Below are 12,849 nucleotides of genomic sequence, written 5' to 3' on the forward strand. Positions count from 1 at the left end.
CCCCGGCGCCTCAGCGAGGGTGCAGCGCCTCTCCCAGGCGCCGGATGCCGGCGACGACGTCGGCCGGCGAGGGGGCCGCGACGTAGCTGAGCCGCAGGCGGTTCGTCGTGGCCCTGGTCGGGTGGTAGTTGCTGCCGGGGGTGACGGCCACCCCGCGCTGGAGCGCGCGGGCGGCGACGTCGTGGTCCTCCGTCCCGGTGGGCGTCCGCACCCACAGGTGGTAGCCCCCGTGGGCCGGGCGGTCCAGGGACCCCTCCGGCAGGTGCTGCCGGACCGCCTCGACCGCGACGTCGCGTCGATCGGCGAGGTGCCCGGCCAGCGACCGGAGGGCGCGGGGCCAGGAGGCCGAGGTGAGCACCTCCAGCGCGGCGTGCTGCAGCACGGCCGGGACGAACATCGTGTCGACGACGTGGGCCGCACGCAGGCGTCCCATGACGGGGCCTCGTCCCGCGACGCCGGCGACGCGCAGGTTCGGCGAGGTCGACTTGGTCAGGGAGCGGACGTGCACGACGGCGCCGACCGGATCGCCCTCGATCAGGGACGGTGACGGTGGCGCCGCGTCCGTGTGGGGCAGGTACCGGGCGAAGTCGTCCTCGACCAGGAAGGCCCCGTGGCGCACGACGAGCTCGATGACCTGGCGCCGGCGGTCGTCGCTGAGCGAGACGCCCGTCGGGTTGTGGAACCGCGGCTGCACGACGACGAGGCGGGCGCCCGTCTGGGTCAGCGCCCGCTCCAGGTGCTCGGGCTGGATGCCGGCATTGTCGACCGGTACCGGCACCGCACGAAGCCCTGCGGCGGCCGCCGCGGCGAGGATGCCCGGGTACGTGGGCGTCTCCACGACGACGGGGTCGCCGGGCGTGCCCACGGCCCGCATCACCAACGACAGCGCGGCCTGCCCACCCGCCGTGACGAGGACGTCGTGGCGCGCGAGGCCGGCGCCGATCTCGGTCGCGAACCAGTCGCGCAGGTCCGGCAGCCCGGCCACCTCCGGCCGTTCCCACGTGTCCCGGCGGCGACCGACGCGGCCGAGGGCCGTCGCCAGCAGGTCGAGGGGCTGCAGGTCGGGGTGCAGGTACCCGCTGTTGAGGTCGACCACGTCGGCTCCGTACGAGCTCAGGGTGGCGCCCACCGTGCTCGCGTCGTGCTCCCGGACGGGCGTCGGCTCGCTGCCGACGACCGGCGAGACCGCCAGCGCGGCCTCCTGCCAGCCGGTGTCGACCACGGACGTCGCGGCCCGGGACGCGCTGCGGAAGCTCCCGGCGCCGGGCCGAGACTCGATGAGCCCCTGGCGGCTCAGGCTGGACAGCGCGCGGGACACCGTCGTGGCACTGGCGCCGAAGCGCTGCACCAGCTGCCGGTGGGTCGGGATCCGGGCCCCTGCGGGCAGGTGCTCGAGCTCCTCGGCGAGGACGTCCGCAAGTCCCTGCCAACTGCTATCGTTGGACATGACAGGTAATGATAGCGCTACTGTCGTCGTGCCAGTAGCGCCCTCGGCCACCCCGGGCACGGTTCTGGCGCTCCTCGGCGTCCTGGCCTTCTCCTTCACCTTCCCGGCCACGGTCTGGGCCATGGACGGCTTCGGCGCGTGGAGCACCGCCGGCGTCCGCGGCGTGCTGGCGGCCGTCCTCGCGGCGGTCGTGCTGCTCGCGTGCCGCAGCCCGCTGCCGCGCCGGCAGGACTGGCCGGCCTTGGCCGTGGTCGCCGTCGGGTGCGCGGTCGGGTTCCCGCTGCTGACCACGCTGGCCCTGGAGACGTCCTCCACCGCGCACTCGGCAGTGGTGATCGGCGCCCTTCCCATGGCGACGGCCAGCATCGCCGCGTTGCGCTCCGGCCGTCGGCTTCCCCGTGCGTTCTGGCTCGCCGCGGGCACCGGCGGCGCGGTCGTGGTGGCCTTCTCGCTCCTGCAGAGCCACGGACGCCCGACCGTCGCCGACGTCTATCTGCTCGTCGCGCTGGTCCTGTGCGCGGCGGGCTACGCCGAGGGGGGACGGCTCGCCGCGCACATGCCCGGCTGGCAGGTGATCGCTTGGGGCGTGCTCGTCGCCGCCCCGGTCAACCTGGTGGTCGCCGGGGTGGCGCTCGGGCACGAGCCCGTGGACCTCACCGCCCGGGCGCTGACCGGCATGGCCTACGTCGCTGGCATCTCGCAGCTCGGCGGCTTCGTGGTCTGGTACCGCGGCATGGGACTGATCGGCGTGGCCCGCGCCAGCCAGCTGCAGCTCGCCCAGCCGCTGCTCACGCTGGTCTGGGCGATCCTGCTGATGGGTGAGTCGTTCAGCGCCGCCGTGCCCCTGACCGCCGTGGCCGTGCTGAGCTGCATCGTCGTCACCCAGCGTGCGTCCGCCCCGCGACCGACCGGCACACGGCGGACACCGGCCGAGCGCGCCGCGGTCAGCGGCTGAGCCGGTCCAGGAAGGCGACCAGGAGCGCCTCGCGCAGCGCCGGCGGGGCGACGTCGAGCAGGGCGTTGACCTCGGCCATCCGCCGTGGCGGCGCGAGCTCGCCGTCGTCACCGGCCAGCCCGGCCATGGCCAGCAGCGCGTCGAGCGTGGCATCGTCCAGGCCGGACGGGTCGAGGGCGGCCGCCGCCTCGGCCAGCGCCGGGTCGACTTGCACCGGCCCGGCCGCGACGGCCGCGGCGACGGACGACCGCAGGGCGACCAGGAAGTCCGGGACGCCCGTGGCCGTGGCCGCGCTGACCGTGAGGTGCAGGGTGGCGGGCTGCCCGCCGAAGCGCATCTGCGGCTGGACGTACCAGCCGCGCTCGAGCATCTCGTCGCTCAGCGTGAAGACGTCCAGGGCGTCGTCGGTGCGCAGGGCCACGAGCGTCGAGTCGGGCCGGGACGCCAGGGCCAGGTGCTCGGTGGCCTCGATCCCGGCGACCAGCGCGTCCGTGCCCTCGAGCGCCACGCGGACGAGCTCGAGGTAGCCGGCGTCGCCGATGGCCTGCACCGTGGCCCACGCCGCCGCCAGCGGGCCGCCGGACTTCGTCGACTGCATCGTGGCGTTGAGCATCGTGTAGCCGGGCCAGTCGGCGCTGGCGAAGTACTGGCTGCGGCGCAGCGCCGGCGTGCGGTGCAGCAGCAGCGAGACGCCCTTGGGCGTGTACGCGTACTTGTGCAGGTCGACCGAGACGCTCGTGACGCCCTCGACGGCGAAGTCCCACGCGGGCACGTCGCGGCCGAGCCGATGGGCCCACGGCAGCACCCAGCCGCCGATGCAGGCGTCGACGTGGCAGCGCAGGCCGCGCTCGGCGGCCAGCGCCGCGACCTCCGCGACCGGGTCGACGACGCCGTGCGCGTACGACGGCGCACTGACCGCCACGAGCACGATGCGGCCGGCGTGCTCGTCCAGCGCCGCCCGGGTCGCGACCACGTCGGCGCGCTGGGTGGCGGGGTCGACCGGCACGGCGACCCGCTCGACTCCGAAGTAGTGCGCCGCCTTGGCGAACGCGGCGTGCGCGGTGCTCGGCACGACCATGACCGGACGCTCGAGGTCGGGGTGGGCGTCGCGGGCCGACTGGACGGCCAGCAGCACCGACTCGGTGCCGCCGGACGTCACCGTGCCCACCGCCGAGCCCGGCCCGTGCAGCAGCGTGCGGGCGAAGCGGACGAGGTCGCGCTCCATCGCCAGCAGGCTCGGGAACGCGGTCGGGTCGAGCCCGTTGGTCGAGGCGAACGCGGCTAGGGCCTCCTTGGCGAGCGCGTCGACGTCGGCCAGGCCCGAGTCGTAGACGTAGGCGAGCGTGCGTCCGCCGTGGGTGGGCAGGTCGCCGGCCCGCAGCTCCGCGAGCCGGGCGCGGATCTCGTCGTGGGTCATCGGGTCTCCTCGTCGAGTCGGTAGCGGCGCAGCCAGATGAGCCCGGCGGCCACGAGCACCGCCGGCACGACCGAGAAGCCGATCGCGATCGCGTCCAGGGCGCTCTCGGGCTGCGCGGCGTCGCCGTCGGTGCTGGAGACGTAGCCACCCGACGACAGCACCAGCGCGAACAGTCCCGGGCCGAGCGCGAGGCCCAGCGTCTCGCCGGCCGTCCAGACGCCGGTGTAGACGCCGACCCGGTTCTCGCCGGTGCGCTCGGCGTCGCGCGCCGCGGCGTCCGGCAGCATCGCCATCGGGAAGACCTGCGCCCCCGCGTAGCCGATGCCCACGAGCACGGCGGCGGCGTACGCCCAGCCGGCCTCGCCGGTGCGGGTGCTGAGCAGCGCCAGCGCGCCGAGCGACAGCAGCACCGAGCTGAGCACGTAGCCGGGCTTCTTGCCGCGGGTGCGGGCGTACCGCTCCCACAGCGGGGTCACCAGGATCGCCGGTCCGACGAAGGCGGCGAACAGGAAGGTGGACGCGGCCGACGAGTCCAGCAGGTCGTCGGCCACGTAGGCGACGCCGGCGAGCAGGGCGCCGACGCCCAGCGCCTGCACGACGAAGCAGGTCAGCAGGGCGCGGAAGTCCGGCGCGTGCGCCACGACGCGCAGCTGCTCGCGGAGCGTGCCGGACGCCAGCCCGGTGCGGGTCTGCGGGGCGTGCCGCGTGCCCCACCAGGCGCCGGCGACGCCGACGGCCAGGAGCAGCCCTACGTAGACCCCCATGAGCCGGTAGCCCGCGGTGGTCTCCTGCCCGCCGAACGCGTTGACCACCATCGGGGCGGTGGCCCCGCTGACCAGGATCGCCAGCGCCAGCACCGCGACGCGCCAGCTCATGAGCCGCGTGCGCTCGTCGTAGTCGGACGTCATCTCCGCCGGCATCGCGACGTACGGCACCTGGAAGAAGGCGTAGGCCGTCGCGCAGGCCAGGAACGCGAGCACGACGTACGCGCCGCCCAGCCAGCCCGGCGACGTCGGGCCGGCGAACAGCAGCGCGAAGCAGACCGCGAGGGCCAGCCCTCCGCGCAGCAGGAACGGGCGGCGGCGTCCGGCCGGGTGGGTGGAGCGGTCGCTGATGCGTCCGGCGACCGGGTTCAGCACGACGTCCCACGCCTTGGGGACGAGCACGATCGCGCCGGCCGCGATGGCGGCGATGCCCAGGTGGTCGGTCAGGTAGGGGAGCAGCAGCAGGCCGGGGACCGTGCCGAACGTGCCGGTGGCGACGCTGCCCAGCGCGTAGCCGCGGCGCACGCCCGGTGCGAGCGGCTCGGTGGTGGTCATGCGCCGGAGGCTAGCGGCCGGGGGAGTCAGCCCGGCCGCGTCGCGGCGCTCAGGACACGCTGGCCGGGCGCGGGTTCTTGTCGTGCGAGCGCACCTCGCTGAGCTCCTTGAGGAAGGTGCGGGCCCAGCGCTCGATGTCGTGCTCCATGACGTGCTTGCGCATCGCCTTCATGCGCTTGCCGTTCTCGCGGTCGCCGGCCTCCATGGCCTGCAGCAGCGCGGCCTTGGTGCCGTTGATGTCGTACGGGTTGACCAGGTACGCCTGCTTGAGCTCGGCGGCGGCGCCGGCGAACTCGCTGAGCACGAGCGAGCCCTGGTCGTCATAGCGGCAGGCCACGTACTCCTTGGCGACGAGGTTCATGCCGTCGCGCAGCGGCGTGACGACCATGACGTCCGCGGCGCGGTACAGCGCGGCCATCTCCTCGCGGGGGTAGGACGCGTGCAGGTACTGGATGGGCTGCTGGCCGATCTTGCCGACGTCGCCGTTGATGCGTCCGACCAGGCGGTCGATGTCGTCGCGCAGGATGCGGTACTGGTCGACCCGCTCGCGCGAGGGGGTCGCCACCTGCACGAACACCGCGTCGTCGACGTCGACCGACCCGTCGCGGATGAGCTCGCCGAAGGCGCGGATGCGCTGGCGCAGGCCCTTGGTGTAGTCGAGCCGGTCGATGCCGAGCAGGACCTTGCGCGGGTTGCCCAGGCTGGCGCGGATCTCGGCGGCGCGCTGGGTGACCCGCTCGGAGCGGGCGAGGTCCTCGAAGCCCTGGGCGTCGATCGAGATCGGGTAGGCCTTGGCCAGCACGCCGCGTCCGTCGGGCAGGTAGACCATGTCGCGGTGCGTCTTGTGGCCCACGCGCTGGCGCACGAGCCGGACGAAGTTCTGCGCCGCGCCGGGCAGCTGGAAGCCGACCAGGTCGGCGCCGAGCAGGCCCTCGAGGATCTGCCGCCGCCACGGCAGCTGCTGGAACAGCTCGGTGGGCGGGAACGGGATGTGCAGGAAGAAGCCGATCCGCAGGTCCGGACGCAGGTCGCGCAGCATCGTCGGGACGAGCTGCAGCTGGTAGTCCTGCACCCACACGACGGCGTCGGGCGCGGCCTCCTCGGCGGCGCGCTCGGCGAACCGCCGGTTCACCGCGACGTAGGAGTCCCACCACTCACGACGGAAGGCCGGCGGGGCGACGACGTCGTGGTACAGCGGCCACAACGTCGCGTTGGAGAAGCCCTCGTAGTACTCCTCGACCTCCTGGGCCGAGAGCGGCACCGGCACGAGGTGCAGGCCGTCGTCGTCGAACGGCTCGAGTGTCTCGTCGGGCGCGCCGTGCCAGCCGATCCACGCGCCGCCCTGGCTCTTCATGACCGGCTCGAGGGCGGTGACCAGGCCACCGGGGGACTTGCGCCAGGCGACCGTCCCGTCCGCGAGCACGTCGCGGTCGACGGGCAGCCGGTTGGCGATCACCACGAACTCTGCACCGGTCGACGCCATGGACCCGACCCTATCGAGTCGCCGCGGAGCCCGCAGCGGCGGCGATCTGCGCCCGGATGGCGTCCATCTGGCCCAGGATCGCGACCGTCTCGTCGAGCGGCAGCAGGGCGGACTCGGTCTCGCCGCGGCGCAGGCAGGCGGCGACCTCGGCGACCTCGTGCGCGTAGCCGTACCCGGTCACCGGGGCGGTGAGCGTCTCGACCTCGCCGTTGCTCGTGTACGTGGCGGACGTCGGGTGGTGCATGGGCGCATTGATCTCGATGCGCCCGTCGGAGCCGGCCACCGACGCGCGGCTGTCGGACTGGGTGACCTGCGACCAGGAGATGGTCGCGACGGCGCCCGAGGCGTAGGTGAGCGTGGCGCCGCCGGTCAGGTCGAAGCCGTGCTCGGACAGCGTGCCGTCCGCGGTGATGCGCTCGGGGGCGCCCAGGACGAGGTGGGCGAAGGTCAGCGGGTAGATGCCGACGTCCAGCAGCGCGCTCGCGCCCAGGCTCGGGTCCCACAGGCGCGACTTGCCGCCGGCCACGAATCCGAGGTCGGCGCGCAGCTGGCGCACCTCGCCCAGGGCGCCGGACTCGACCATCTCCAGGACGCGGCGCACCAGCGGGTGGACGCGCATCCACATCGCCTCGGCCAGGAACAGGTTCTTCTCGCGCGCGGTCTGGACCAGGCGGCGGGCGTCGGGCTCGTCGAGGGTCAGCGCCTTCTCGCACAGGACGGCCTTGCCGTGCTCGAGGCACATGAGCGCGTCCTCGAGGTGGCGGCCGTGCGGGGTGGCGACGTAGACGACGTCGACGTCGGGGTCGGCGGCCAGCTCCTCGTAGGAGCCGTGGGCGCGGGCGACGCCGAACCGCTCGGCGAAGGCCTGGGCGGACTCCAGCCGACGGGAGCCGACGGCGGCCAGCTCGTTGCCCGGGACGAGCGGGACGTCGGCAGCGAGCTTCTCGGCGATCGCGCCGGTGGCGAGGATGCCCCAGCGCACGGGGGTGGTGTCGGTGGTCACCGGCTCAGTATGGACACGACCCCGGGCCGCGGCACCCCGGGAGCGGTCGTCCGGGCGGTCTGGGCGCGATGAATGACACGGCTGTCATTCATGCCGTACGATCAGGCGCATGAGCGCTGTGGAGAAGGCCGTGGTCGAGCCCACGACGTCGCTGTCCGAGCGTGACCGCGAGATCCTCGCGATGGAGCGCCAGTGGTGGAAGTACGCGGGGGCCAAGGAGCAGACCATCCGCGAGAAGTTCGACATGTCCGCCACCCGGTACTACCAGGTGCTCAACGCGCTCATCGACACCGAGGAGGCCCTGGCCTTCGACCCGCTGCTGGTCAAGCGCCTGCGCCGCGTGCGCGAGCAGCGTCAGCGGACGCGCTCGGCCCGCCGCCTCGGCTTCGACGCCTGAGGCTGCGCCTGCGGTGGACCATCGTCGGACGCCGACCCGTCGTGCGGTCATCCTGCCCAGCTGGCTGATCGTCGGCACCGGCCTGCTGCTGGCCGGCGCGGCCGCCTACCTCGTCGTCACGCTGCTGGGCGACGACGAGCAGCCGCGCGACGAGCGTCCCGCCACCACGGCCCCGACCTCGGTCGCGACCCCGTCGCCCACCCCCTCGGCGAGCCCCTCGCCCTCGCCGAGCCCGTCACCGACGCCGAGCCCCACGCCGAGCGAGACGCCGTCGGCCGAGCCCGAGCCCGCCCGCGACCTGCCGGTCGTCGTGTTCAACAACACCGGACGTTCCGGGCTGGCCGCCGAGTACGCCGGCCGCGCGCGCGGCGCCGGCTGGACGGTCGAGGGCGTCGGCAACTGGCGGGGCAGCATCCCGAGCAGCACCGTGTACCACCCGGCCGGCGAGCAGGCCGCCGCCCGTCGGCTCGCCCGCGACCTCGGTCTGGACCGCGTGCGCGAGCGCGTCGCACCCATGCGGGCGGACCGGCTGACGGTCGTCCTGTCGGGCGCGCGATGATCGACCCATGCCCGATGCGCTGACCCGTCGTGACGCCGTGCTGTCCGATCCCGCAGGCACCCTGCTGGGGCTCGACTTCGACGGCACGCTCTCCCACATCGTCGACGACCCCACGCGGGCCTACGCCCACCCGGGCTCGGTCGCTGCGCTGCAGCGGCTCGGCCGCGTGCTGGGCCAGGTCGCGATCGTCACCGGACGCCCCGTCGCGCAGGCGCTCGAGCTCGGCGGGTTCCTCGACCTCGAGGGGCTGGAGGGCCTGCGCATCATGGGCCAGTACGGCGCCGAGCGCTGGTCGGCCGCCGACGGCCCCGTGCAGGACGTCGTCGCCCCCGAGGCGGTCGCCGCCGTTGTCGCGGCGCTGCCCGCCTGGCTGGCCGAGCACGGCGCCCAGGCCGCTCGCATCGAGGACAAGGGTCTGGCCGTCGCCGTCCACACCCGCGGACTGGCCGAGGACGTCCTGCCCGAGCTCGGGGCGCCGCTGACCGCGCTGGCCGAGCAGCACGGCCTGCAGGTCGAGCACGGCCGTCAGGTGGTCGAGCTGCGCCAGCCCGGCGTCGACAAGGGCGACGCCCTGCGCGCCCTCGTCGCCGAGACCGGCGCCCGGCAGGTCGTCTTCGGCGGCGACGACCTCGGCGACCTCCCGGCGTTCGACGCGGTCGACGCCCTGCGCCAGGACGGTCTGGGCGGCCTGCTGCTGTGCTCGGCGTCGGCCGAGCAGGACGCGCTCGTCGCCCGCGCCGACGTCGTCCTGGACGGCCCGGACGCGGTCGCCGAGTGGCTCACCGCCCTCGCCGACGACCTCGGCGCCTGACGCCGTCTCGCCTCGCGTCCACGATCCGGACGCGCGTTGCACATCGTGAGACACCCGCTCTACGCTCGTCCCGTTCATCAAGAGGAGCAGAGGGACCCGGCCCGCTGAAGCTCCAGCAACCAGCTCGACCACGAGCCAGGTGCTACCTCCGGCCCCGGCGACGGTCGTCGGGGGCAGATGACGGGAGTCCTGTCGTGACCATCGGCGCGTCCATCACCAAGCCCACCCCTCGCTCGGGAGCCTTCGGCCCCGCGACCCACCTGGCCTGTCGCGAGTGCGGCCACCGCACCGAGCTCGGCCCGCACTACGCGTGCACCGAGTGCTTCGGCCCGCTCGAGGTCGGCTACGACTTCGGCACCGTCACCCGCGAGCAGATCGAGTCCGGCCCGCGCAGCATCTGGCGCTACCGCTCGCTGCTCCCGGTGCCCGACGACGTGGCCACCTTCCCCAACACCGACCCCGGCTTCACCCGCCTGGTCAAGGCCGACAACCTGGCCCGCGAGCTGGGCATGCGCTCGCTGTGGGTCAAGGACGACTCGGGCAACCCGACCCACTCGTTCAAGGACCGCGTCGTCGCCGTCGCCCTGGCCGCCGCCCGCGAGCTCGGCTTCACCGTCCTGGCCTGTCCGTCCACCGGCAACCTGGCCAACGCCGTCGCCGCGGCCTCGGCCCGCGCCGGCATCCGCGGCGTCGTGTTCATCCCCTCCAACCTTGAGCAGGCCAAGGTGCTCACGAGCGCCGTCTACGGCGGAGCGCTCGTGGCGGTCGACGGCAACTACGACGACGTCAACAAGCTGGCCAGCGAGATCGCGGGGGAGGAGCCGGACTGGGCGTTCGTCAACGTCAACGTGCGGCCCTACTACGCCGAGGGCTCCAAGACGCTGGGCTACGAGATCGCCGAGCAGCTCGGCTGGCGCCTGCCCGAGCAGGTCGTCATCCCGGTCGCGTCCGGCTCGCAGCTGACGAAGGTCGACAAGGCGTTCGGCGAGCTCGGCGAGCTCGGCCTGGTCGAGCCGACGCCGTACAAGGTGTTCGGTGCCCAGGCCACGGGCTGCTCGCCGGTCGCCGCGGCCTACAAGTCCGGCCACGACGTCGTCCGCCCGGTCAAGCCCGACACCATCGCCAAGTCGCTGGCGATCGGCAACCCCGCCGACGGCCCCTACGTCCTGGACGTCACGCGCCGCACCGGCGGCAGCGTCGAGGACGTCAGCGAGGACGAGATCCGCGACGGCATCGCGCTGCTGGCCCGCACCGAGGGCATCTTCGCCGAGACCGCCGGCGGCGTGACCGTCGCGACGCTGAAGAAGCTGCTCGCCACCGGCCAGCTCGACCCCGACTCGGAGACCGTGGTGCTCAACACCGGCGACGGGCTCAAGACGCTCGACGCCATCGCCGACCGCGTCGGCCCGACCGTCACGATCCCGCCGTCGTACGACGCCTTCGTCGCCACCGGCATCGCCTGAACCCCCCGAGGAGCCCCCATGACCGTCAGCGTCCGCATCCCCACCATCCTGCGCAGCTACACCGGCGACGACTCCACCGTGAGCGCCGACGGGGCCACCCTGTCCGAGGTGATCGACTCGCTGGAGTCGGGCTACCCGGGCATCAAGGCGCGCATCGTGGACGAGGACGGCGCCCTGCGCCGCTTCGTCAACATCTACGTCGCCGAGGAGGACGTCCGCTTCGCCGAGGGCCTGGCCACGGCCACCCCGGACGGCACCCAGATCTCGATCATCCCGGCCGTTGCCGGCGGCTGCTGAGACGACGCTCACGGCCCGGGCTCCGAGGGGAGCGCAGGGTACGGAGCACGGGCCGTGGCGGTGCTGACGGTTCGCTCGCTCCGCTCGTTCACGGGCCCCTCATCGGGCTCACGGGCACTGCTGGGCGGCGTGTACGCTCAGCGGTGATCAGGGCGCCCGGGCAGGGGAGCCCGACGACACGCAGGAGTGCGCATGGTGCAGGGCACCGTCAAGTGGTTCAACGCCGACAAGGGTTACGGCTTCATCGAGGTCGAGGGCGAGGACGACGTGTTCGTCCACTGGTCCAAGATCACCATCGACGGCTACAAGACGCTCGAGGACGGCCAGGCCGTCAGCTTCGAGGTCGTGGACGGTCCCAAGGGCCGTGAGGCCCACGAGGTCAAGCCCGGCTGAGTCTTCGCAGGAGGGTCCGACGCGAGTCGGGCCCTCCTCGCACGTCCGGGGCCCCGGACGAACGTGACACTTGCGATGTCACATGACCGATGTCAGACTCGGTCCATGACGTACGACATCGTGGCCGCGTCCACCGCCCCGACCGGCGGCGCCGCCCTCGACCAGGTGGTCGGGCTCAGCGTCGCGGCCGCCGTCATCACCGCGGTGCTCGGCGTGCTCGCCTGGCAGCACCGCACCCACCGCTCGGACTGGCTCGAGCGCGTCGGCGACCGGCTCGGCGCCCGCATGCGGCAGCCCGGCTGGGTCGCCGTGCCGGTCGTCATCGTCGGCGCCTCGCTCATCGTCGCCCTGCTGGGCTACATGTGGGACGTCGCGCTGCACGCCGGCCGCGGGCGCGACGAGGGCCCCCTGGCCAACCCCGCGCACTACCTGATCCTCTACGGGCTGTTCGCGATCTTCCTGGCCGGCATGGTCGCGGTCGTCTACAGCCGCCGCGGCGAGCGCCCCGGCCCGGCGGCCGTCCGCATCACGCGGCACTGGTACGCCCCGGTCGCCGGCCTCTACATCGCCGGCTGCGGCCTCTACGCCCTCATCGGCTTCCCGCTGGACGACGTCTGGCACCGGCTGTTCGGCCAGGACGTCACCCTGTGGGGACCGACCCACCTCATGCTCATCGGCGGTGCCGGCCTGGCCACCGCGGGCATCGTGCTGCTCGTCCGCGAGGGCGAGCTGTCGGGCCAGAGCGAGCCGATGCCGCCGCGCGTGCGCTACGTGCTGCTGTCGGTCGCCTTCGGGGCGCTGCTCATCGGTCTGTCGGTCTTCCAGGGCGAGTTCGACTTCGGCATCGCCCAGTTCCGGCTGGTGTTCGCGCCGTTCCTCATCGTCATCGCGGCGGGCGTGAGCCTGGTCGCCGCGCGGATCTACGTCGGTCCCGGCGCGGCGGTGGTCGCCGCTCTGTTCTTCCTGGTGATGCGCGGACTGGTCTCGCTCGTCGTGGGCGAGGTGCTGGGCCAGGCCCACCACGTGTTCCCGCTGTACCTGGGCATGGCGGTCGTGGTCGAGCTGATCGCGCTGACGGCGCTGTCCCGCCGTCCGCTGCTGCTCGGCGCCGTCGCCGGCCTGGGCCTGGGCACCGTCGGGCTGGCCACGGAGCTGCTCTGGAACGACCGCTTCTTCGCCTTCGACTGGACTCGCGGCATGTGGGCCGAGGGACTGGCCATGGCGGTGCCCACCGCGGTCGCCGCCGGCCTGTGCGGCGCGCTGTTCGCGCTGGGCCTGCAGGGCCGGCTGCCCTCCCGCCCGGTC

The 12,849-nt window shown here is 73.8% G+C and carries 13 protein-coding genes and 1 riboswitch; of the genes, 8 read left to right on the forward strand and 5 right to left on the reverse strand.

Going from position 1 to position 12,849, the window contains the following annotated elements; all coding sequences use genetic code 11:
- Positions 1-10 precede the first annotated feature (10 nt).
- Positions 11-1,447 (reverse strand): aminotransferase-like domain-containing protein, encoded by a 1,437-nt coding sequence (locus HGAM_RS06865; RefSeq protein ID WP_019144736.1) that lies wholly within the window; start codon positions 1,445-1,447, stop codon positions 11-13.
- Between the two features lie 28 nt (positions 1,448-1,475).
- On the opposite strand from HGAM_RS06865, the gene HGAM_RS18195 reads away from it, so the two are divergent.
- Positions 1,476-2,402 carry a DMT family transporter gene (locus HGAM_RS18195; protein WP_245532097.1) on the forward strand — a complete coding sequence of 309 codons (927 nt, stop codon included), beginning with the start codon at positions 1,476-1,478 and terminating at the stop codon, positions 2,400-2,402.
- Here HGAM_RS18195 and HGAM_RS06875 read toward each other — a convergent pair.
- From HGAM_RS06875 to HGAM_RS06890, 4 genes are read right to left on the reverse strand one after another with little or no spacing between them, the layout of a single operon-like run.
- Complete coding sequence (locus HGAM_RS06875; RefSeq protein WP_019144738.1) at positions 2,392-3,819, reverse strand: pyridoxal phosphate-dependent decarboxylase family protein; 1,428 nt, start codon at positions 3,817-3,819, stop codon at positions 2,392-2,394. The two genes, HGAM_RS18195 and HGAM_RS06875, sit on opposite strands and share 11 nt — an antisense overlap.
- On the reverse strand, positions 3,816-5,138 hold the full coding sequence (locus tag HGAM_RS06880) for an MFS transporter (protein WP_019144739.1): 1,323 nt from the start codon (positions 5,136-5,138) through the stop codon (positions 3,816-3,818). The genes HGAM_RS06875 and HGAM_RS06880 overlap by 4 nt, the downstream gene beginning before the upstream one ends.
- 49 nt (positions 5,139-5,187) lie before the next feature.
- Positions 5,188-6,621: an alpha,alpha-trehalose-phosphate synthase (UDP-forming) gene (locus HGAM_RS06885; RefSeq protein WP_019144740.1), complete on the reverse strand. Its 1,434-nt coding sequence runs from the start codon at positions 6,619-6,621 to the stop codon at positions 5,188-5,190.
- Between the two features lie 10 nt (positions 6,622-6,631).
- Entirely contained in the window at positions 6,632-7,624 is a 993-nt protein-coding gene (locus tag HGAM_RS06890) for a Gfo/Idh/MocA family protein (RefSeq protein ID WP_019144741.1), read from the reverse strand.
- Positions 7,625-7,733: 109 nt separating this feature from the next.
- On the opposite strand from HGAM_RS06890, the gene HGAM_RS06895 reads away from it, so the two are divergent.
- The 7 genes from HGAM_RS06895 to HGAM_RS20585 form a co-directional block, all read left to right on the forward strand.
- Positions 7,734-8,021: a DUF3263 domain-containing protein gene (locus HGAM_RS06895; protein WP_019144742.1), complete on the forward strand. Its 288-nt coding sequence runs from the start codon at positions 7,734-7,736 to the stop codon at positions 8,019-8,021.
- Between the two features lie 13 nt (positions 8,022-8,034).
- Entirely contained in the window at positions 8,035-8,580 is a 546-nt protein-coding gene (locus HGAM_RS06900; RefSeq protein WP_019144743.1) for a LytR C-terminal domain-containing protein, read from the forward strand.
- A gap of 7 nt (positions 8,581-8,587) precedes the next feature.
- Positions 8,588-9,391, forward strand: a complete 804-nt coding sequence (gene otsB / locus HGAM_RS18200; protein WP_019144744.1) for a trehalose-phosphatase — start codon at positions 8,588-8,590, stop codon at positions 9,389-9,391.
- Positions 9,392-9,462: 71 nt separating this feature from the next.
- A riboswitch (SAM riboswitch) is annotated at positions 9,463-9,575 on the forward strand.
- A 10-nt stretch (positions 9,576-9,585) separates the two neighbouring features.
- A complete protein-coding gene (thrC, locus tag HGAM_RS06910; protein WP_019144745.1) occupies positions 9,586-10,854 on the forward strand; it encodes a threonine synthase in 1,269 nt (422 codons plus the stop codon).
- 18 nt (positions 10,855-10,872) lie between these two features.
- Positions 10,873-11,151 carry a MoaD/ThiS family protein gene (locus HGAM_RS06915; protein ID WP_019144746.1) on the forward strand — a complete coding sequence of 93 codons (279 nt, stop codon included), beginning with the start codon at positions 10,873-10,875 and terminating at the stop codon, positions 11,149-11,151.
- A 192-nt stretch (positions 11,152-11,343) separates the two neighbouring features.
- Positions 11,344-11,544 (forward strand): cold-shock protein, encoded by a 201-nt coding sequence (locus HGAM_RS06920; protein ID WP_019144747.1) that lies wholly within the window; start codon positions 11,344-11,346, stop codon positions 11,542-11,544.
- A 105-nt stretch (positions 11,545-11,649) separates the two neighbouring features.
- On the forward strand, positions 11,650-12,849 hold a 1,200-nt coding region (locus HGAM_RS20585), incomplete at its 3' end, for a hypothetical protein (protein ID WP_019144748.1).

This window comes from Aeromicrobium massiliense JC14, assembly GCF_000312105.1.
GTDB classification, from domain to species: Bacteria; Actinomycetota; Actinomycetes; order Propionibacteriales; family Nocardioidaceae; genus Aeromicrobium; species Aeromicrobium massiliense.